Raw genomic sequence first — 21726 nt, 5'->3', positions numbered from 1 at the left:
CTTCCTCCTTATTTTTCAACGGCGAATTTGAAGGTTTTATCCTTGACGCCGCTTTTTACGTGAACTACATACACACCAGAACTTAAGTCTTTGGAATCCAGTTCCAGATCAAATCTTTCATCGTTTTTGTGGGTCGAATACACCATGCTTCCGCTAATATCGTAGATATGCAGTTTTGTATCCGCAGAAGCATTCTCCACTCTCAATCTATAAATGCCGCTCTTCACGGGATTGGGAAACACATAAGCATGTAGAGGAGCATTATCCGGTGCTGCTGTTCCTGTAATGCTACCATACACTACTCCGGAACCGGAATTCAAGTATCCATTCCAAAGAATCGGATTGGTATCGGAAGCTATACTATGGATATAGTTTCTGCTGTTTTGGCCATCTACAACTGAATAATACCATAGCAATCTATGATTGTCCTCATCATAATACATGAAGTCTGACCATGCAGAGGATTCATTCATGGCGTTATGTGGCATTAGCAATGAATACTGATAACGCGGTTCTGCTTCTTCATTAACGGCGATATAGCCCTGCTGAGCCACAGGGAATAGTAGCAAAGTCTCATCTCCTAAGCGCAGTGCTTTCGCATCTGCCTTGGCCTCTATATGTATTTTATCGAGATAACGAGGGAAACCTGCATGCAGATAACCGTTTTGAGATAGCATATAAGCATTATTGCCCAGTCCGAAGAAAATTCTCAGCTCTGTGTCCTCAAGTGCGATCAGTGCCGGTTGAGAAGGCAAATAGGAGCCGGTATTGCTGAAGATGCGAACAATGATACCCTCATCTTGTTTATCATTGTACGCAGCATAACGGTAGATGTTTCCATTATTTGCTGTAACAAAGATAATCGCTTCTTCTGCATCCATACAGATTACCGGCTCATAATCACCAATTTCTTCCGGAATCATAATAGTTCTTTCTATTTCCAGACTTTCTTTCGATAATTGCATAAGCCGGGACTTCTGTGTTGCCAGGATGCAATCCGAATAAGCAGTCAAGTTTTTGATGCCTTCCATGGGGACAAAACATTCTATAGCGCCATCTTTTATTTTGTATAGGATATCCGAATCGTATACATACACAGCGTCTTCATAAACCAAAGGCCGGGATACACTATCCGGAAATGTGATTGTAGTGGTATTGCACACACCTGTGCTGATATCGATCAGATACAATAGATTGCCTGAAACTCCAACTAAGTCCATGTATTGATCATTGTTGAAGTTCATGTTTATCAGTGGATAATCGAAGAAACCAGCATTGGTAGGTTCATTCTCAAGCATGGGCGACCAATCCCCGTATTCATCAGAATAAAGGTTGATGTAGTTATAACCGCTAAACGGGAGCAGAGTGTTGCCAAACGATGTATTGATTACTTGCCCTGCAAAGGAAGAACCATTAACATTGAGGTTCACGGATTCTTCGAACATCCCTGCTTTTAAAACAAAGTTCATTATTGGAGCCGGATCGCTGATCTCGTCCAGATAAAACATAGTGCCCAAACCTTTCTCATCCAACATTGCCGGTTTGCTTTGCGAACTCAGGCGCGGACGCCACTCTTCCGGACTCCACTGCATAAACTGGCCAATATTGTTCAGAAAAGGTTTGTGAGCATGGAAATACTCGTAGGCTGTGCCTGTCCAATATTGAGAGTAATACTCGCCCAGATCTCTGATACCGTCTGCTTCCAATACCATCACACCGGGACGTGAAAAACTTGTGTTCACATAGTTCGTATCGAAGTTAGATGCAAAAGACCCATCCTCATATACTGTTCCTTCCTGATACAATACCTTTTCGTTCACACGCCAGGCCAGAATGCCGCCGCCATGTACATTGTCCTGAGCATCTATAAAGGAAGGCAAAAGATAATCATACTCGTAGGTAGGACTATTGTTATTGTCATCATAAGCTGTGGGATACAGAATCACTCTTTTCCTGGTTGGATCTGCTTGATACTCCAAAGTGCCATACACAGCTGTCCCACCATCTCCGTCGGGATCAAGATTGCGGTTTTCGATCAAGTAGTATTCATCCGGATTGATCTGAAACCGGATAATACTGGGACCCATATCCCCACTTTGTTTCAAGCTGCTGGCAGCCAGATCCAATCTGGGAAAAAGCTTCAGATCAGTTACTTCTTTGAACAAACCCCTGTTCTCAAAATCCTCTTCAAACAGCAATAGGCGGCTAAATGCTCCGGGAAGTACTGGCATAGCCCCTTCCAGATAGACAAAATCGCCATTATTTAACTGATCCACTAGAACACCAGAGCCACCGCTGTCCATGATGTCAAATGCACCAACCATGGGACTGAAGTTTCTTACATTATACAGATCCACCAAGCCCAGAGAATGGCCAAACTCATGGAACAATACCGAATTCAAAGCTCCATAACCGCTGTGGATCACTTGCCCGTCTATCTCTTCCGTTTGGAAATCCTGAGAGATCGTGGCTGGAACGTTACAAGCGTGGAATATCTCGTGGTTTCCGTCATCTACCTCTACTTGTTTGCCATCTCCCACTTTTATGAAGAATGATGGGATATCCAGAGGGCTATCACCAGCTATATCATGCTGCCAATCCGAACCTGCGTGAATTATCATATAGTGTGCATATGCAGCAAAATCGATCTCAGGATCATCCCTGTCTGCAGTTTCAAAGGCTTCCTTAAAATACTCTTCCATCTTCTCCACAAACTCGCTTGATTCTGCATCGGGAGGATTGTAGTAGCCCATGTTCTGCGATAGCGTATAAGCTGGTTTGTCCTTTGGCCACACATCATATTCCAATTCGTAGCTTCCTGCGGATGCAGCCAAATAGTAGTAGCGCATTGCTTCCAGATTGGCCTCGAAATACTGGCGGTCATGAGGTGGAGCACCAACAGAATATATGTAATCTGGATCCGCTTCCAACATGAATTTCCCATTCCCTGTACTTCTAGTATCGGAATCCTCTTGAAAATCCACCAGGATTACCAGCAACTTCTGATATTCTCCCCCGGATTTACGTGAGACTATATCGTTTTTTGTCTGCAAAAGCTTTTCAGTAAAAGGGTGTCTTTTTTGCCGCACAGAATGGGCAGCTGGTTTCAAAACCATCTTATGCGCAAAGATTGGAGCTGCAAAGCATATAAGGATCAGAATCGATAAACTGCGATACGGCATTGGGGACAAATTTGATTTTTTCATTTTTCCTTTTACCATAAGTTTATGTACAAGATAAGAGTAGAAGCAGACCATATATATATAATCTGCTTCTGAATCTCGTGAAAGAGTTAGTATTCAACTCCCAGGGAAAAGACTTTATTGAAGTCTACCAATTCTCCACCGGGAACCATTGAAAAATCTGCATTCAACTTGTAGCGATTATCAAAGGAGTATTGAAGACCTACACCAAAGCTGGGACCAGTGATCTTTCCCGCTCCATCGTTGAAGTATCCGCCACGTAGAGAGATTAGATCCAGATACACATATTCTGCACCTGCTCCATAGATAGTCTCATCCATATACTCCCATCCGCTTATAAAGCGCTCAATCAATGGATCGGAATTTGCCAGGATCTTGCTTGCTTCACCGGAAACAGTAAGCTTTCCCATAGGATTATCCAGAACTTTGTATGCTGCGCCTAATCGCATGGTAAGGGGTTGAGGATCAGCTTGGTCGCGGTCCACGAAAGTTACGTCGGGACCAAAGTTTTGAATAACCAGAGCAAGGTCCAGACCTTTCACATTAGCAAGGTCTTTGTATTTTGCACCCACGTCGAAACCAAAGCTAAAAGCCTTGCCTTCTGTTTCAGTATGACCCGTTCCCGGCGCCAGATAGCTATAGATCAGCTTGAAATTGGCTCCCACGCCCAGTTTTGCAGGGATTGCTTCATATGCATAACCGACTGCTCCGGCAATATCCAATGTGTGGAAGGTACCTTCGAAGTTGCCGTCAATACTCGTCTGTTCCTGAGTTCCGGCATCCAGTAGCACTATGTGTGCATTGATATTTCCAATGCTCTCGAAATATTGGTTCCAGCCCAAGTACTCATAATAGATATCGTTTATTCCGGAACCTTGAAGCCACGGAACATGGTTCAAAGCAATTTGTCCCTTTCGGTTGAAAGCGGTGGCACCCGGATTCCACCACATGGCGAATGCATCATCAGCAACAGCAGAATAGGCTCGGCCCATGCCATTGGCACGACCGCCGGGTTCGAAGGATAAGAAGAGCAATGCTGCTTGAGAAACAGCTGCCAAAGGTGCAGCAGCCAGCAACAGCAAGCAAAGGGTCAGAGTGATATGTCTGGTAGACATCTATACCTCCATATGTTTCAGGCTAAATTTAAGTTTCAACAGGGCACTGAATATCCCTGTGTATCTAAAGGCAAACATCGTATACAAAGCTGTCGGTATATAAAATAGTGTTGTAATACAAATTGCCATTAAAATCATAGAATACTGCCGGATAGCAAAATTGCCGTTACGCTCCTTGCAAATTATGGTGCCGAAGGCCGGAATCGAACCGGCATGGGCAAAAAGCCCGGTGGATTTTGAGTCCACTGCGTCTACCAATTTCACCACTTCGGCACGCGTATGTTTCAAAACTTCCAAATCCCGTTCTTTGTCAAGGGAAAAATGCTCATCTAGACTCTTCAGCTATCAGTTCAGCGAATTTCTGGGCAGCGCCGTCCAGCGCTTCACGAGGACTATTTTGATTGCGCATTGCTTTTTCCAGATAGCCCTTTAGCTCTGGTCTGGCTTTGAACCAAGCCGCTGTTTGCGGTTCATATACTGCTGTTTCCAGCTGTTCGTAGATGCCTTTGTACTGAGGATTCTTTTGCAGGAAGTTCACAATTATTTCACTTTTCATTGCGCTTCTGCGAACTGGCATATAACTGGTTGCTACACTCCACCTGGCAGTTTGCTCGGTGTCTGTAAACCATTTGATAAACTCCCATGCTGCTCGTTCCCGCTTTCTGTCTCCAGATTTGAAGATCACGATATTGGCTCCGGACACTGCACTTTGAGTAGTAACATCGGTGGGAAGCGAAGCATAACCAATATTGAAGTTTATCGGTTGTTGACGCATATGTGTGATAGACACGCTTGATCCCTCATACATAGCCACCACACCTGCCAGAAAGTCGTTTTGCCCTTCATACTCACGCACCAGATACACGCTCTTATCTTTGAACATCATATCTGTAATAAAGGTTAGAGCTTTAATACCTTGTGCACTATTCAGAGTGGGATTTCCCTCTTCGTCAATCAAGGCTCCACCGGCTTGATACAAGAGATTGATAAATTGCCATTCATTTACGTTGAAGTTTGTGCCATATTTATCGATGTCTCCATCATTATCAATGTCCCTGGTAAGCAACAGGGCATATTTTCTGAATTCATCCCAGGTTTTGGGAAAATAATCCGGATCCAGACCGGCTCTATAAAACTCGTCTTTATTATAAAAATAGGCTCTTACACTTTTATTGAAAGGGAAAGAATACAGGGTATCGTTAAATGTATTGGAGTCTCTAAATACTGGATACACGTCGTTGAGGTCGTCCTCATCAAAATCGTCATCTTCGGCAATCAATTCATCCAAAGATGCCAAAACACCGGATTCGATATATTTTGAGGCCCAGCTTTCGAACACCTGAGCTATATCAGGTTGTTTCTTTGCCTGAATAGATGCCATCAATTTCTGGGATAATGCCGTATAGCTGCTGATGGGATTCGCCACCACTTCGATATCCTCGTGTTCACGGTTAAATTCCATAATCATTTCGTTTAGAGTATCACCCAATGGACCGCTAAGACCGTGCCAAAAAGTTACCCTTGTTTTACCGGATGTAAGCGTTTTTCCACAAGCGCCCAAAAGTAGGCTGATTAAGATCACTAAGATCAGTAATCGACGCATATAGTCTCCCAATAATTGTAGTGCAGATATGACTTTCACACAGCACTTTACAGTGTAAGAGCAATTATTACAGCTCTTCAAAAGCAGTCAATCTTTTTTATGAACTGGGCAAAATGACCTTGCAACCAATGATAACATAATTGTATGGAGAGCATTTTTCTATCATCCGATTGTAGAGGCTATGGGTATCAGAAAGACCTTTACCATTCCCATCTTGAGTAGATCCAGACCGGACTCTGTAAGCTCTGCCAAAGCAAAATCCACCTCATCCTTCTCGGCTATGCCCAGGATCACACTGCCATATCCTTGTCTGATATCCGGAGAATCTTTGAATGAGGCAAATAATGGAATGTCGTAAAGCATTTTTTGCCCCAGAGTCTCTCCTGAAAGTACGATGGTGTCCTCAATTCCTGCTTCCGATAATGCCAATATCATGTCGTCCAGATATTTGTCGTTATAGAGATGTAAGATCATGTACATAAAGTTCTCCTGTGTTAATCCTTCACCCTTAATTCTCCAGCTTTGTTCAAGCCATACTTCACCAATACCGGACCTAAAAGCATGATCAAAAACGTGGACGCTGTCATCACGCTAATCACTTGGGTGGCTTCAGCCTTCAATCCCAAATTATTCAGAATACCGGCTGCTCCTAAGCTGAGACCTATGGCTACTCCTGCTTGCGATAGTAGAGTATAGCCCAGATACTTGCGGATTTTGCTTTCGCTTTTCGCCAGCTTCGCTCCCCAGAAAGCACCGGCAAACTTTCCGATGCTGCGAAACACAATGTATGCCACAATCAGCAATGCATAGGAAGCAATGATCTTAAAATCAAGACGTGATCCCAGCAACACAAAGAACATTAGGTATACCGGAGGTGACCACTGGGTAAGTGAATGAGCAAATTTCTGGGTGATAATGCCATTTTGATTTGTCATTACTATTGCAGCGCTCATAGTTAATAAAATCGGCGAAAGACCCAAATATTCCGCAAGAGAACACATGATAAACAGCGAGCCCAGAGAGTAGATGAGAAACAGCGACTGTTCGTGAATGTATCTACCCAAAAGTACCAATAAGTATCCTGTTGCCGCCCCGAGACCTATCTCAACTACGATATCGAAGGATGCACCCAGAAGAGCATGTGATATGCTTAGATTCTTCGCTCCCAAAAGTATTCCCGCCAAGGGAATTCCCAATGAATATATCACCAAAGCATATATATCGTCCAGACCCATCACGGCAAAAAGAGTGGAAGTAAGCTCTCCCCTGGCCTGATACTGCCTGATTACGTCGATAGTTCCTGCAGGAGCAGTAGCGCTGGCCAATGCTCCATAGATGATGCCCATGGGAATGCTCTTCAAGACTATTGCGGTAGCGATAGCTGTAACCACAAAGGCTAGGCTAGCCTCCATCAGAACAATAATGATTATCTTCTTCCCCATTCTCCGTAGTTCTTTAAAGCGCAATTCAGTACCGATATTAAAGCCTATTAAAGCCAGTGTGATGAGGTTAATGAAACCCATAGCATCGATCTGAGCAGAACTCACGTAGGCGATAATTGCCGGACCAAAGATGGCTCCAGTGATGATGTAGCCTATTATGATGGGAACTTTAATATAATTCGCAGCTCTTCCGGTAAGTAAGGAGAACAGCATGCAAATGCCCATAAATGAAAGAATATGGACATCTTGCATTACTTGCTTTCCACCATTATCCTGTACAATTCATCCGCATCGTTGCTTTGTTTCAATCTTTCCAGCAGTTGCTCGTTTCTCATGCGTAACATCAATCTTGATAGAAGTTTGATGTATTCCTTATCTTGATGCTCGTTTGCCACGATCATAAAGACAAGATATACTGGTTTTTGATCTACCGAATCGAAATCCATGCCCTCTTCTATCTTAGCAAAAGCAATCACAAAATCCTCCACGCCTGCGCATCGTGCATGAGGGATGGCAACGTGATTTCCGATGCCAGTACTCATCACTTTTTCTCTGGCAAAGATGGCTTTTCTTACTTCCACAGGATCATTTACCAAGGGATCCTGGACTACCAGATCTACAAGCATTTCCAGAACATCTTGCTTTTTCCCGGTCTGAATACATAAAACACGTTTGCGACTGAGAAATGAACATATCTCAAGGCTCTCTTCCATTTTCTCCTCATCAATTATTGAATTTGCTTACCAAAGTATATCATTGCTGGATTTGTCAAGACAGAATCCGGAGGTATTATCTTCACGATATAGTTTAAGCACATTAAATTGAATGTTTCCGGCTAAAAGATTGTCTGTATAATTGCACTAGCCCTATTGAATATCCCGACATGAACCAGATATAGTCCCGTAATAAAGCAGTGATCACTCGATGATAACCCGATTATATCCCGATGGATACTCGCCAGTATATTGGGGATAATAAATGTAAAAGTGATGGAGAGATATGCTTTGGATGAAGGGAAAGAATATATTATTTTCGCGAGAAATGGAAAATGTCACCATCGTAGCCGATTGAGAACATTGTATTCAATACATTTCTTTTGTTTAAAGCTACAAAAAAGCGCATCGGAAGGCGATATGGACGTATTCCAAGCCCGGCATAATAACAGGATTGATCGCTAAACACATCGGCTACAAACTCTCCATCGCTATAGCTCAAGCCCTGCAATCCTGCCTTCAGGAACACATCTTTCCAAGGCTCAGACACAAAACCCAGTTGCATTATCCGAAAATGAGGAGCACTGATCTCGTAACGTGAATAACCCTTGAATTCATCTATTCCTCCGAGGGTAAAGAAGTCAAAGCGCTGAGAAGCTTGAGAATCGAAATAGGTACCGACACTCAAACCGACATCCGCGGACAGGTTGTGGGTAATAGGGATGTATGCTTCTGCCTTTCCTCGAAAACTACTATACAGATAATCCGAAAGTTCTTCTTCGCGGGCAAAGTTGAACTTGCCTTTCATCATTACTCCTTGCATGGGGAACAAATAATCATCCAGGCTTTCATAGTACGCTTTGACTCCAAATCCTGCTACAGAATAATATCTGGATGGCATATCCGTTTCGGATATCCCCCGATACAAGCTGGTATTGCTGTAGTACAGGAATCCTTCTCCGATGATATTGTGAATGCTAAAGATGCCCAAACCAGCCGTAGCGCCCCATTCCAGGGATTTTGAGCTGTTTACCTGATAATGATCTTCATTATAGGCATACAGGGTTTTTTCGTTGATATAGGAAAACAGCCGATAGTATATCCCCCATAGATCCCCGAAGTTCTTTACATAGTCAATATTGAGTTCGTTTTTCCCGCCTAAAACTGCTTGTGCTAACAGCCTGCTATTCTTCAACAGTTTGTTATTAATATTCAGTACCACACCTGCAGTCAGTTTTTCTTCATTGTTATATGCTGTGTTCAAGGTCAAAGACTTGGCTTGTTTCTCATTTACAATTATCCTCAGGATGTAGCCGCCCTTATCGTCCGGGATCAATTCTGGATACAGGACATTAAAGTACTGGGAATTTAAAGCTCTACGAGCTGCTGTTGATATCTCCTCAGCGTTGTATCTTCCAGGGATTTTGATTCCCAGATACTCTCGAATTTTTGCCAGGCTGATACGCTCATTACCGCTTCCTTCCAGCTTGTTAACTTGGAAAATTGGCTCTTCATGCTGATTATAGTGTGGAATGGACCTGGGTTCAATGTTATTACTCTGAATGAACAAGCGAATCTGATCGATATTCTTGCGAGCATAGTCCTCACCAATCGCAATGATTTGATCTACATGTTTGAAATCCTGGGAAGAGTAAGGACTAAGCTCCGGTTCCAGCAGCAAATCGCATTGATCCAGATTCTTTTGCAGATTTCTACTGATGCCAATATTGATGGTCTGATCCAGGATATCGATGATGCTTTCCAGGTTCTCTTCTTCCCGCAAGGAGGAATTAACCTTGATAGCTAACACGAGACCAGCACCCATTTGCTTCACCTCGGCTATGGGCAGGTTCTGAGATATTCCGCCATCTATGTACAAGCTTTCCCCTACTTTGAACGGCAGGATCAAACTTGGTACGGATAAACTGGCGCGTACTGCCTGCCATAAGGAACCGTTTACAAACTCTTTACCTGTGCCTTTTTGTAGATCTGTGGCAATACAACTGAAAGGGATATCAAGCTTATTGAAGTCTCTGATCCCGGATGCAGGAGCATATAGTTCAAACAGTTCCAGGTTCAAATTGTTTGCTTTATACAAACTTGTAGGCAGTTTTGGATTCCATTTCTCGTCCAGCTCCAGTATGGTGTTTCCATAGGGCGCCCAGCGTTTTTGCCCAACATAAAGGTCTCGCCGGGGAACATTGTCTTGCAACAAACGATACCAATCGATATTGATAGCTAGACTTTCGATTTGGCTGGCATTATAACCCATTGCATAAAAAGCACCAATTACTGCCCCGATGCTGGTTCCGGAGATGTAATCCGGTTTCAGACCCTCTTCTTCCAAAACCTTCAAAACTCCGATGTGAGCAAAGCCACGGGCTCCACCACCAGAAAGGGCATAACCGATCCCGGTGGCGAAGACCGTGTTGCAGAAAGTGCAAATTATGAAGATTAGTAGCTTTCGCTTCATGTCATAAGTAGCTATAATCCGCTTTGAGTATTCTCGGTAGCGACATCCTCCACAACCGGATCAGTTTGAGTATTCTCTACATCTTCGAATACATATACCAGTTGTCCAAATATTGCATTGGACTCAATATGGATCGGAGTTGCTTTCTCATTTCCTCTTCGGTACCTACCTCCACCAAATCCATAATGACTTTTCTCCGGCATCACCGTGGATCCAAACACGCTGGTAGGCTCAATATCATAATTGAGATGCGCCGGTAGTATTACAGTGGCAGAGCCAAAAACAACCGTGATTTCCAATGACGGAGTGTTCTCTGTGATGTCTCGCAGATCGATGGTTCCAGAAGAGAAAATAATGTTGTATTCTCCACTGCGATTGCTATGATAATAGCTTCCCTTGGTAGGACCAGGCTTATGATATGTCTTACTGGATGTACCAATAAGTAGTTTCAAGCCAAACATGATAATTATTACAGCTATAAAGATCTTTGCCAGTGGCATATTGATATTGAAGGTCTTCAAGATCAATGAGGCTCCCCACAGTATCAGGAGAATCCCCCAAAAGATGTTTCCAAAGAAGAAATTCATTCTCATTTCCTCCTCCACTTTTCTCTAGATTTTTAACCCATTTTCGTATGCTTCTCTCATCGATAAAACACACATTTTAATATCATCGTTTATGATAAACGCTTCGCTGGATGTTACTTCGCCCAAGCTCATACAGTGAATTCCATGCTTTTGGGATATACGATGTAGATCGTGTTCATATTTATCATCCAAAGATACGATAATGTTCGCTCCAGATTCTCCAAAGTATGCGGTAATAGGAGATTGGGACAAAGTAAATGAAGCTTTTATGCCAAAAGATTTTTCGGGATGAAAGCAGCTTTCTGCTAGGGCTATGGCCAATCCGCCGTCACTAAGGTCATGAGCGCTGTGGAGCATCTCAAGATCAATGAGTTCCAAAACACATTCCTGAAGGCGTTTCTCCTCATTGAGATCAATCGGTGCGATCCTTCCGCAAACCTTGTTATGCACTACTTTCAGATATTCACTTCCCGCCAGTCTCTTTTCTACATTACCCAAGAGGAATATCTTGTCTCCGGCTTGCTTAAAATGTTGGGTTATAGCTTTTTTGAAATCTTTCATCAAACCCAGCATGCCAATCACAGGCGTAGGATAAATGGCAGCATTGGGATTTTCGTTGTAAAAGCTCACATTCCCGCCGGTAACAGGTGTATCGAAGGCCACGCAGGCATCTTTCATACCACGAATACATTCACTGAAGCTATAATACACTTCTGGTTTGTAGGGATTCCCGAAATTCAAACAGTTCGTAATAGCAATAGGTTTCGCTCCACTGCAAGCTACATTTCTGGCCGATTCTGCGACCGCTGCCTTGGTGCCTTCATAAGGATTCAAATAGCAATATCTTCCATTACAATCCGTAGCAGCGGCGATGGCTTTGTCAGTATCCCTGATGCGGATAACCGCAGCATCGCTTCCCGGTTCCACACTGGTTCCGATTCCCACCATGTGATCATATTGCCTGAAGATATTGTGTTTGGAAGCTATATTGGGACTGCTCAGCAAATCCATCAACACCTGGGTTGGCGATATGGGGCATTCCAGATTCTCAGTATCTTGATTTTGAACATCATCCAGATATTCCGGACGTTTCGTTTCGCGTTTGTAAACCGGAGCTTTCCCACCCAATATAAGGTATTCAGCAGGAATTTCCGCTTCGATCATGTCCCCAGATTTAACGCGCAGAATCTTGTCCTCGGTAATGCTTCCGATCTGAACTGCATCAAGATCCCACTTGCCAAATATCTCCAATACCCGGTCAATGTTCTGAGGTTCCACAATCACCAGCATGCGTTCCTGGGATTCAGAAAGCATTATCTCGTATGTGCTCATGCCGCTCTCCCGCTGAGGAACTTTGTTTACATCGATCTCAATTCCTACTCCGCCTTTACCGGACATTTCGCTGCTGGAACAAGTGAGTCCAGCAGCGCCCATGTCTTGAATACCTACCACCAGTCCTGCTTTGATAATCTCCAAAGTGGCTTCAAGAAGTAGTTTTTCATAGAAAGGATCGCCCACCTGTACCGCAGTTCTCTTTTCTTCTGATTCTTCGGATAGCTCTATGGAGGCAAACGTGGCGCCGTGAATGCCGTCTCTGCCGGTTTTTGCCCCTACTATTATCACAGCATTTCCGGGTCCAGTAGCGGCAGATTTGGCCAGATCTTTGTGTTCCAATAGCCCTATTGCCATGGCATTCACCAAGGGATTTCCTTCGTAAGATTCTTCAAAATAGACCTCTCCGCCAACCGTTGGAACTCCAAAGCAATTACCATAATCAGCTATCCCGTGCACTACTTCTACAAGCAGATGTTTCACATTGGGATTGTCGGGATTGCCAAAACGCAGGGAGTTTAAAGCCGCAATGGGTCTGGCGCCCATGGTGAAAATGTCTCTCAGGATGCCGCCTACTCCTGTGGCAGCACCATGATAAGGCTCCAAAGCCGAAGGATGGTTGTGGCTCTCGATTTTGAAGCTAATGGCGAGACCGTCTCCAATATCTACTACTCCGGCATTTTCCTCACCGGCTTTGGCAAGCATCATGCTGCCTTCTTTGGGTAAGGTTTTAAGCTGTAATATGGAGTTCTTGTAGCTGGCATGTTCACTCCACATCACGCTGAAGATGCCCAATTCTACGATGTTTGGTTCTCTGCCCAGAATCTCTTTTATATAAAGGTATTCTTCCGGGGATATGCCGTGCTCGGCGATTATCTGATCGGTAATCTGGATCATTGTTTATCCTTGTTTAGTATAATATCATTGTTTTTGATACGTTGCACTAGTATCTTCAGACGTTCCTCAATAGTCTGGTAGGTTTTGCGGTAGAAATCGATCTCACTGCCATAAGGATCAGTGATATCTCCTTCGAAACCGGTTATCTCATTTAACGTAAGAACTTTATGTGCGGCTTCGGGATGTGCTTGACGAATGAGATCCCGTTGCCGTTCTTCCATGGTCAGGATTATCCAGGAAGCAGCCACCATCTGAGGGCTGATCATTTTTGATACATGCTCTTGAGCTTCCAGAATACCCTGCTCTATAAGTAACTGCATTGAAGACATCGAAATCATGTGCCCGCCCTCCAAGAGCCCACAACTGTCCGTAGTCAAACGCATCCCATGTTCTTTTATCATGCGGGCAAAGAGCTTTTCCGCTATGGGGCTTCTACAGATATTGGCGGTACACACAAACATAACCAGGGGCATACTGAATGAATTCTTAACCTCGTAGAAAGGCACCGAACCCTCGCGAAGGCATTTTATATCCTCTTTCCCGATTTCATTACTTCCGATGTATTCAACCAAAGTGGACTCAGCAGGATTATCCTGAATGGCCTTGGGGTGTGGAATTAGAGCAAAATCGAACCAGGAACCGAATACTGTCTCCAATCGCTGTAAATCGTTTTCTGCCGGGAGATTGGATAAGTTCACACTCGTAGATACCATCGGTTCACCGAGTAAGTCGATAAAATACCGTAATAAAGGGGCTGTAGGAACTCTGAAAGCTACTTTATTATCCACAGCGATATGATCGAAACGTGAATCCTTCATTTCAAAAGAGATACTGAGGTTACCGGGATAATATTGCTGCATTAAAGAAAATAAGCGTTTGGGAACTGGGATATTCTGATGTGAAAACCAGGATATATCTGGGATCAGGGCGATCATACCAGCTTTACTGCGTTGCTTCAAGCGGTTAATCCGCTCAATGGTGGAATGTGCAGATAAGCGAGCTCCAATTCCCCACATGCTGCCAGTGTAATGCAAGATGCTTGATTCCGGAAGAGGATCCTTTATCAATAGCTTTTGTAGCTTTTTTCCCGAGGGATTTTTGACTTTATACATCTGCTTATCCTTTCTACTGGCAGTAAAATATCAGTTTTGGCACAGAGGATGTTTACCTGTTATTGAAAGTATGGGATCGGATTTACCGCCACACCTTTCTTGCGTAGTTCAAAATGTAATGAGGCTTGGCTGGCAGAACCTGTCATCCCACTGCGGGCGATGGTTTGGCCACGTTTCACTTTAGCGTCTTTTTGCACTAAAAGATCGCTGTTGTATGCGTATAGGCTGAAATAGCCGTTCAGATGATCGATGATAATGAGCTTCCCCTGTCCGCCGTATCTGCCCGAGAAGACTACATCCCCGTCATCGACAGCTACGACATTGGTACCCTCTGGCACAGCTATGTCGATTCCATTGCTTACGATGCTGGTATTGTAGTTTCTGGTTTCTTCACCAAAGCTACGGATGATCTTGCCTCTCACTGGCCAGGCGATCTTGATCTGGGTAAATTCGTAACTGGGGGATTTATTGCCGCTGTCTTGCATCAGTTGAGCTATCAAGCTTTCAAGGGCAGCAGCATCTCGTTTCAGATTGGCAATTTTATTTTGTAAATCCTGTTCTTCCTTACTCAATTTTTTTATTTGTGTGTTCAAGTTGCTGATACTCTTGTTCAGCTTGCGGCTCTTCTGGCTCTCATTAAGCAGGTTCCGGTTTATTCTGGCTACTTCGCTGCTGTGGATATCCTGAGCTTGAAGTAATGACACTTTATATCCATTCAGAATATCTAATTCCCGCTTTTGATGCAATATCAGGCTTTGCAAATAGCGGTGATCCCGATGGGAGATCATGCGGGGAGAATAGCTGCGATCAACCCTCATCAGTATATTCAGTTCAGAGTTTTGGGCGTTCTGTAGTGTACCCAGTCGATCATTGGCATTGGCAATGCGTAACTCCAATTGAGACAGAGAATCCCTTACTACTCTTTCTGCACTCTTGTATCTGTTGATGTTTTGATCTGCAAGCTTTTTTAACGAAGAATTACGCTGTATTTCACTGCTGGTCTGCTTTCTCTTGTCAGCAGTCTGCTGTGCTTTGGCTTGTGTGCTTTCAAGCTGAGACTGCAAGCGTTGCAATTCACGCACCTTGTCATCCAAGTCATCCGCAAACAGCAAAGCTATACTAAGCATAAGTAATATAGATATCAGCTTATTAGGCATGTTCTTCTCCCGCACGTACTATTGAAATCAAATGTTTGGACACTGTAGTCTGTGTCAATACAAATCTTGGCTTCCACAAAGAGTTTGATGTGATGCTGTTATAGATTATTCAATACTATAACGCCGTCTATCATGGTAAAAAGAGATCGTGCTTCCAACCAGTATTCATCCGGAAGCTTTCGATAGTCTTCCAGCACAATGAGGTCTGCCAGATATCCAGAAGCAATCTTTCCTTTTATCGTGTCAGACTTTGAAGCAGCTGCAGCACCAATGGTATAGCCATCAATGGCTTGTTCCACACTTAGGCATTCTTTTGTGTTCAGAGCCTCTCTTTGGGGATCATTCAGATGCTTGCGTTTTATCGCACAGTAGATACCCATAAATGGATTGATAGTCTCAATCGGGCTGTCAGATCCGAAAGCGTATGGTATCCCAGCATTCAACATACTGCGGAATGCATAGGCTTCCTCTTTGATATGCTCCCAACTCTTGTGGATCATTGGGATATCGTTGGCGATGTGAACCGGCTGTAAACTGGCAAAAAGACCGGATTTCTTCAAGCTCGGAATATCACTCAAGCGAATAGATTGAACATGTTCTATGCGCTGGAATAAGTTCCGATACGAAGGATTCATCCCTAAGTGTAATGCTGCATCAATAATCTGACGCACACACCTATCTCCAATGGCATGAATAGTGCACGCCAAGCCTGCTTTGGCTGCTTTTTCCATCTGTCGGAAGAGATCGCTGTCTTCATAGCGTAGGATACCTCGGTTGGTCTTGTCATTGGGATATGGATCGAACATAGCTGCCGTGCGAGAACCCAGAGAGCCATCACCAAACAGTTTCAACCCGCCTATCTTGAAGAACTCATCTCCATCATAGCTTTTCTGTTCCTGCTCTATCACCATATCCAACTCACCGGATTGGAAATGCCAGCAAGTTCTGAAGAGAGCACCTTGAGCTAGAGCCTGCTGAAGCAACCTGGCACTCGCATGGCATTCCATGGAATGAAAACCAACCAGTCCGCACTCGTAGATACTTTGAATTGTATTGATAATGCTGTCCACCACAATCTGATCCGGTGGCGCTGTGATGAATGCATCAATCATCTCAGTAGCGGATTCAAACAATACTCCACTCAGAGAGCCGTCTGACCTTCGTTCAAACTTGCCCCCGGGTGGATCGGGAGTATTCGCATCCCATCCAGCTATCTTCAATGCCCTGCTATTAAGCAATTTGGCATGATAATCCTTACTGAACAAAGCAACAGGAACATCTGGAAACACTCTGTCCAATAAGTCCCGATTCAGCGCAATGGGATCACTTAAGATATTGCGATCCCAACCACCACCAAGAATCCATTCTGCGTTCCAACTGAGTGTATCACGGTAACGTCTCAGTTCGCTATCAATATCATCAATGCTCTTACAGCTCAATAGATTGACCAATAATCTAGATTTGGCATATTCCACAAAATGGGTGTGAGCATCTGTAAAAGCAGGTAACAGACATCTGCCATGCAAGTGAATCTCGATACTTTCTGTTCGAGCCAGATTCCTGCATTCAGAGAGCTTGCCAACATGTACGATCCTGTTCTCTACGATCAATACAGCTTCAATATTGGGCTGTCCGTATATGTATCCCCCATAAATGATGTATGTCACAATAGTATCCTTATTGCTCTTTCCAGAGTTTCTTTTTCTACAGCATAGTTCAACCTGATCCAATCCTTGGTCACAAAACCATACGCCTTGCCCGGAGAACTCAGCAGCCCTTTTTGCAACCAAGTCTCTACCTGTTTATCAGCCTCATCACAATGGATAAGGATGTAAGGCGTTGCAGTGGGGATATGCATCCTTTTATGGGATAGTGCATTTTTTACCAGAGCATGATTCTGGTTCATTCTGTCTCTTACGGATAAAGATATATGAGGGCAATCAAGAGCATATAGTGCCAGATATTGCGATAACCAGGCAGGACATGTAGAGATATATTGTTTCAGCTTGATAGCGCTCGTGATAAATGGCTTGGATGCGAATAACCATCCTATTCTCCATCCGCTCATCAAGTGGGATTTTGACACACCGCCAATGCGGATTAGTCGGTCAAACATGGAGTAATCGATCTTATCAGGCTGCTGTATATATATTTCACGATAGATTTCGTCCAAAATAAGAGTAATACCCAGATTGTTCAGAGTCTCATTTAATTGCTGCGCATCTCCCCTATTTAAGCAGTATCCGCTGGGATTGGATGGGCTGCTCATTAAAATGGCTTTTACTCCCTGAAGCTTCTTTTCCCACAAATCCCAATCAATCGAGCAAAGGTCTTGTTCAAAAGGCAGGCGGATGACTTCCGCACCTGCTAGTTTTGCCAGAACCGGATAAGCAGGATAATCAGGATCTGGAATGGCTATTCTATCTCCTGGATTCACAAGGGAATGGATAGTAGTGTATAAGGCTTCTTCAGCACCATTACAAACACAGATGTTTTCTCCCGATGCAGAGTAGTCCTGAGCTATCCTTTCCCGTAAAACATCCACTCCAGCATTGGGGCTATATCTCGGTTGCCCATTTTGCATCAATTCTATGGCTTTATCTGCCAAAACTTGGGGGAACTTGAAACCAAGCTCTCCCAAAGCGAGATTGATGGTATTTTGGGGGGCTCTTGCCATCAACTTTCGTAATAGCGAAAGCTCTATGGAAGCCAAACGCTCAGCTTCAGTCCAACGAATGTCTAAGTTCACGTTCCAATACTACCGCTGCGTCTGTTTTTTTATCCCGGTATTTTATAATGATAGGGCAATAAATATGGAAGGAGGGATTACTCTTCAAAGCTCTTGAACCAGGAACCAATACCGCATTGGGGGGAATGCTAAAGCTGCCGGATTCATCGCGTTGCAGAAAACTACCATTTATACTGTCAAATATAGGAGTGGAGGAGTTTATTACTGTTCCCGATGCAATCACGGCTCTTTTTCCTACGATTATTCCTTCGTAGATGCCGCTGTTTCCACCTATAAAAGCATCGTCTTCCACAATCACAGGTCTGGTTCCGATAGGTTCGAGAACTCCACCGATCATTGCTCCGGCAGAAAGATGCACTCTTTTTCCGATCTGAGCGCATGAACCTACCAGAGCGTGAGAGTCGATCATGGTACCGCTATCTACCCATGCACCGATATTGATATAACTGGGAGGCATAATGGTTACTCCGGGTGCGATGTATGCTCCGATGCGTACCGAGCTACCACCAGGGACAATGCGAACCTTATCGGCTAGACTAAAGAGTTTTTCCGGCATTGTATCCTTCTCAAAGAAGCTTTTCCCATTGTACGCGGTTATCTCCGTAAGCTGACCCATACGAAAGCCCAGAAGGATACCCATCTTCACCCATGCATTCACAATCCAGCCCTTTTCACTCTTTTCGCAGGAGCGAATCTCCCCGCTATTCAAAGCGCTCACAAAGCTGAGGAACAATTCTCGATCAGCTGGGGTGTAACTTCTACTGGAATTATTGTATAACGCTACGATTTGCTCTTTAATGTTCATAAGATTTCACTCACAGCTTTTTTCATTCTATCAAGTGCTTGGATGAGAATCTGCTTTGGTACGGCAAAGTTGAGCCGCATATAGCCGCTCCCCTCCTCTCCAAAAGCGATCCCCGGATTTAGCGCCAAGCGAGCTCTGTTCACAAAGAAATCCTGCAATTTGTAATCGTCTAAACCCAACTGTCGACAATCCAGCCAAGCCAAATATGTGCCTTCGCAATCCGCCATTGGGATTTGTGGTAGCTCTTTAGTAAAGTAGGTCTTCAGCAGATCACGATTTGCTGTTAAGTACTGCAACAATTCATCCAGCCAGTACTCTGCTTTTGTGTATGCAGCTGTAAAGGCTGCGATGCCAAAGCTGTTTCCCATAAAAGTGTGTAATGATTTGTTCATATCTGTCAGTGCCTTAGCAATGTCTCCTTTCTGGGCAAACATCACAGCAGTAGCCATACCTGCCAGATTGAAGCTCTTTGCCGGCGAAATACCAGTAATCACATTTTCTGCCCCCAAAGAAGCTATGGAAATGTGTTGGCAACCTGAGTAAACAATGTCAGCGTGTATCTCGTCACTGAAGATTAACACATCATGTTTTGTGCAGATGTCGTGCATCCTCTTCAATTCATGATGGCTAAACACTTTTCCGACAGGATTGTGGGGATTGCATAGAATGAACATTCTAGCCTGGTGGCATTTGGCTTCAAAATCCTCCCAATCCACCTCATAATGATTATCTACTTTTTTGAGAGGATTAGTTAGCAGAGTTCTTGAGTGTTCCACCACTGTGCTGTGAAACGGAGGATACACAGGGGTTTGAATAAGTATCTTATCCTGGGATCGGGTTAATGCCAATATCGCAATCGCAAGTGCCGTCATTAAACTTGGTACGGATATAGCTTGCTGATCTGTGGGATCCCAGTGAAAGTGCTTCAATATCCAGTTTTGGATGGATTGATGAAAAATCTCTTTGGGGAAGTTGTAGCCAAAGATGGGATGTTCCAACCTCTCCTGAAGAGCTTTTTGGATCTCATCCGCTACGGTAAAATCCATATCTGCTACCCACAAAGCAATGAGATCATCTCGACCATACATTGTTTTGAGCGCGTCATACTTGTAGCATCCACTTCCTTTGCGGTCAATTATCTTGTCGAATCTCATCATTCACACTCGCTTTCAAGTATTCCACTATAGACTTCATCTGATCAGGAACCTCCGCTTTTGGTGCCATATCCGCTATATTCAGGATAATCTCCAATGTATGAGGAAATGAAGCCTGAGTTGTGTATTTCTGCTGCTTACCGTGCAAATCCATGTATCTGACACCAAAATAGAAAGTAATCTTCTTATGCAACTCCAACCCCAGGATGTTGTCATAGGGTATTTCCAGTGGCTTTCTGGCGATGAATCCCAAACGTAAGTGATCTTTGTGGAAGGTCACGCTGTCCAAAGAACTAATCTTCTTAAGTACGGAATCCAATCCAACAAAAGTAATGGCTAATGGTAACATTTTAAAGAAGATAGGAGTACTGTTATTGACAAAGCGTATCATGAAGTATATGCTATATACCATAATTGAGAAGGACATAAGGATCATGAACCAGCGAATAACAGGTTTATAACGATAGCAGACGGGAAGCCTGTCTCTTACATATTCCAGCTTCAATTGCTTCGACATTGGTATTCCTTGTATAGCTTGCGTACGCTTTCCAGAATGATTTCCGAGGCCGGAACCATGTCTGAAAGGGCTATTTCAGTTCCTTCACCGTGGAAGTCACTTCCAGCAGTCATGAATAATCCATTCCTTTGCGCGATGTCGATATAGTTCTCAACTTGGAATTGATAATGATCCGGATGCCAGACCTCCAGCCCGTCGATTCCAAAGGCTATGAATTCGGATATATAGGCTTGATCCACCAGTTTCCCGGGATGCGCAATGACGGCAAAACCTCCTGCCTGATGTATCACCTTGATCACATTGGACACGCTAAGTTCTGGCTTTGGGACAAATGCAGGTTTGAAATTTCCGATATACTTATCGAAAGCCTCATTCTTGGTTTGCACGTATCCTTTCTGGATCAAAACCTGAGCGATGTGCGGACGCACGATCAACTCCCGGGCTCCTGCCATCGATGTCACTTCCTCGATTGTGATGTTCATACCCAATTCTGCTAGCAATGATATCATCTTGATGGCTCTGCTCCTTCGCCCTTCAAGATACATTGCGCTTAGTTCTTTGAGTCCCTGATTATCAAAATCGCATCCGTATGCCAGGATGTGAACGTCGTGTCCCTGATGCATGGAGCTGATCTCCATGCCAGGTAGAATGCGAAGGGGCGCTACCGAGACTGGAAGCCTGGTATATGCGTCTGCAGTATCGTGATCGGTGATGGAAATCAGATCAAGACCAATTCTTTTTGAGTGTCTGATGATCTGTTCCACCGTGAATGCTCCATCAGAAGCACGCGTATGCAGGTGCAGGTTGATGTGCCTGATGTCATTTATTTCTTTTATTATCATAAGCCATTTTATCTATTGACGAAAA

The 21726-nt window shown here is 43.9% G+C and carries 17 protein-coding genes and 1 tRNA gene; all 18 read right to left on the bottom strand.

Translation table 11 applies throughout. From position 1 onward, the window contains the following. Window positions 1-8: 8 nt before the first annotated feature. A complete protein-coding gene (locus PHF32_03465) occupies window positions 9-3206 on the bottom strand; it encodes a T9SS type A sorting domain-containing protein (GenBank protein MDD4559786.1) in 3198 nt (1065 codons plus the stop codon). Window positions 3207-3292: 86 nt separating this feature from the next. Then, window positions 3293-4318 (bottom strand): PorV/PorQ family protein, encoded by a 1026-nt coding sequence (locus tag PHF32_03460; protein ID MDD4559785.1) that lies wholly within the window; start codon window positions 4316-4318, stop codon window positions 3293-3295. A 185-nt stretch (window positions 4319-4503) separates the two neighbouring features. Beyond that, window positions 4504-4591 (bottom strand) — tRNA-Leu (locus PHF32_03455). Between the two features lie 52 nt (window positions 4592-4643). Then, window positions 4644-5921, bottom strand: coding sequence for an ABC transporter substrate-binding protein (locus PHF32_03450; GenBank protein MDD4559784.1), 1278 nt, complete (start codon window positions 5919-5921; stop codon window positions 4644-4646). 162 nt (window positions 5922-6083) lie between these two features. Beyond that, window positions 6084-6401 carry a hypothetical protein gene (locus PHF32_03445; protein MDD4559783.1) on the bottom strand — a complete coding sequence of 106 codons (318 nt, stop codon included), beginning with the start codon at window positions 6399-6401 and terminating at the stop codon, window positions 6084-6086. A gap of 14 nt (window positions 6402-6415) precedes the next feature. After that, entirely contained in the window at window positions 6416-7615 is a 1200-nt protein-coding gene (locus PHF32_03440; protein MDD4559782.1) for a cation:proton antiporter, read from the bottom strand. Next, window positions 7615-8076 (bottom strand): PTS sugar transporter subunit IIA, encoded by a 462-nt coding sequence (locus PHF32_03435; GenBank protein MDD4559781.1) that lies wholly within the window; start codon window positions 8074-8076, stop codon window positions 7615-7617. The genes PHF32_03440 and PHF32_03435 overlap by 1 nt, the downstream gene beginning before the upstream one ends. A 313-nt stretch (window positions 8077-8389) precedes the next feature. Then, a complete protein-coding gene (locus PHF32_03430; protein ID MDD4559780.1) occupies window positions 8390-10549 on the bottom strand; it encodes a patatin-like phospholipase family protein in 2160 nt (719 codons plus the stop codon). An 11-nt stretch (window positions 10550-10560) separates the two neighbouring features. Then, window positions 10561-11142, bottom strand: a complete 582-nt coding sequence (locus tag PHF32_03425) for a hypothetical protein (GenBank protein MDD4559779.1) — start codon at window positions 11140-11142, stop codon at window positions 10561-10563. Between the two features lie 18 nt (window positions 11143-11160). Further along, complete coding sequence (purL, locus tag PHF32_03420) at window positions 11161-13365, bottom strand: phosphoribosylformylglycinamidine synthase subunit PurL (GenBank protein MDD4559778.1); 2205 nt, start codon at window positions 13363-13365, stop codon at window positions 11161-11163. After that, window positions 13362-14477, bottom strand: a complete 1116-nt coding sequence (locus tag PHF32_03415) for a Sua5/YciO/YrdC/YwlC family protein (protein ID MDD4559777.1) — start codon at window positions 14475-14477, stop codon at window positions 13362-13364. Before PHF32_03415 ends, purL begins: the two co-directional genes overlap by 4 nt. Window positions 14478-14536: 59 nt before the next feature. Beyond that, the gene (locus PHF32_03410) at window positions 14537-15634 is read right to left on the bottom strand and encodes a peptidoglycan DD-metalloendopeptidase family protein (GenBank protein MDD4559776.1); all 1098 of its coding nucleotides are present in this window, start codon (window positions 15632-15634) and stop codon (window positions 14537-14539) included. A 98-nt stretch (window positions 15635-15732) separates the two neighbouring features. Further along, window positions 15733-17301, bottom strand: coding sequence for an amidohydrolase (locus PHF32_03405; protein ID MDD4559775.1), 1569 nt, complete (start codon window positions 17299-17301; stop codon window positions 15733-15735). Then, complete coding sequence (locus PHF32_03400; GenBank protein ID MDD4559774.1) at window positions 17298-18383, bottom strand: pyridoxal phosphate-dependent aminotransferase; 1086 nt, start codon at window positions 18381-18383, stop codon at window positions 17298-17300. Before PHF32_03400 ends, PHF32_03405 begins: the two co-directional genes overlap by 4 nt. Next, entirely contained in the window at window positions 18358-19188 is an 831-nt protein-coding gene (locus tag PHF32_03395; GenBank protein ID MDD4559773.1) for a 2,3,4,5-tetrahydropyridine-2,6-dicarboxylate N-succinyltransferase, read from the bottom strand. The genes PHF32_03400 and PHF32_03395 overlap by 26 nt, the downstream gene beginning before the upstream one ends. After that, a complete protein-coding gene (locus PHF32_03390; GenBank protein MDD4559772.1) occupies window positions 19185-20345 on the bottom strand; it encodes a PatB family C-S lyase in 1161 nt (386 codons plus the stop codon). Before PHF32_03390 ends, PHF32_03395 begins: the two co-directional genes overlap by 4 nt. After that, window positions 20320-20859, bottom strand: coding sequence for a hypothetical protein (locus tag PHF32_03385; GenBank protein ID MDD4559771.1), 540 nt, complete (start codon window positions 20857-20859; stop codon window positions 20320-20322). Before PHF32_03385 ends, PHF32_03390 begins: the two co-directional genes overlap by 26 nt. Beyond that, window positions 20844-21701: a PHP domain-containing protein gene (locus tag PHF32_03380; protein ID MDD4559770.1), complete on the bottom strand. Its 858-nt coding sequence runs from the start codon at window positions 21699-21701 to the stop codon at window positions 20844-20846. The genes PHF32_03385 and PHF32_03380 overlap by 16 nt, the downstream gene beginning before the upstream one ends. Between the last annotated feature and the right edge of the window lie 25 nt (window positions 21702-21726).

This window comes from Candidatus Cloacimonadota bacterium (genome assembly GCA_028706475.1).
Taxonomy (GTDB): domain Bacteria; phylum Cloacimonadota; class Cloacimonadia; order Cloacimonadales; family Cloacimonadaceae; genus UBA5456.
The sequence above is the reverse complement of the archived record's forward strand: the minus strand, read 5'-3'. Positions and strand labels throughout refer to the sequence as shown.

What these genes read in the sequence shown, in the direction of transcription:
- PHF32_03450 (MDD4559784.1), bottom strand. Translation starts at nt 5,921, where the DNA reads ATGCGTCGATTACTGATCTTAGTGATCTTAATCAGCCTACTTTTGGGC.
- PHF32_03385 (MDD4559771.1), bottom strand. Translation starts at nt 20,859, where the DNA reads ATGTCGAAGCAATTGAAGCTGGAATATGTAAGAGACAGGCTTCCCGTC.
- purL (MDD4559778.1), bottom strand. Translation starts at nt 13,365, where the DNA reads ATGATCCAGATTACCGATCAGATAATCGCCGAGCACGGCATATCCCCG.
- PHF32_03415 (MDD4559777.1), bottom strand. Translation starts at nt 14,477, where the DNA reads ATGTATAAAGTCAAAAATCCCTCGGGAAAAAAGCTACAAAAGCTATTG.
- PHF32_03445 (MDD4559783.1), bottom strand. Translation starts at nt 6,401, where the DNA reads ATGTACATGATCTTACATCTCTATAACGACAAATATCTGGACGACATG.
- PHF32_03395 (MDD4559773.1), bottom strand. Translation starts at nt 19,188, where the DNA reads ATGAACATTAAAGAGCAAATCGTAGCGTTATACAATAATTCCAGTAGA.
- PHF32_03380 (MDD4559770.1), bottom strand. Translation starts at nt 21,701, where the DNA reads ATGATAATAAAAGAAATAAATGACATCAGGCACATCAACCTGCACCTG.
- PHF32_03410 (MDD4559776.1), bottom strand. Translation starts at nt 15,634, where the DNA reads ATGCCTAATAAGCTGATATCTATATTACTTATGCTTAGTATAGCTTTG.
- PHF32_03390 (MDD4559772.1), bottom strand. Translation starts at nt 20,345, where the DNA reads ATGATGAGATTCGACAAGATAATTGACCGCAAAGGAAGTGGATGCTAC.
- PHF32_03430 (MDD4559780.1), bottom strand. Translation starts at nt 10,549, where the DNA reads ATGAAGCGAAAGCTACTAATCTTCATAATTTGCACTTTCTGCAACACG.
- PHF32_03440 (MDD4559782.1), bottom strand. Translation starts at nt 7,615, where the DNA reads ATGCAAGATGTCCATATTCTTTCATTTATGGGCATTTGCATGCTGTTC.
- PHF32_03465 (MDD4559786.1), bottom strand. Translation starts at nt 3,206, where the DNA reads ATGAAAAAATCAAATTTGTCCCCAATGCCGTATCGCAGTTTATCGATT.
- PHF32_03460 (MDD4559785.1), bottom strand. Translation starts at nt 4,318, where the DNA reads ATGTCTACCAGACATATCACTCTGACCCTTTGCTTGCTGTTGCTGGCT.
- PHF32_03435 (MDD4559781.1), bottom strand. Translation starts at nt 8,076, where the DNA reads ATGGAAGAGAGCCTTGAGATATGTTCATTTCTCAGTCGCAAACGTGTT.
- PHF32_03425 (MDD4559779.1), bottom strand. Translation starts at nt 11,142, where the DNA reads ATGAGAATGAATTTCTTCTTTGGAAACATCTTTTGGGGGATTCTCCTG.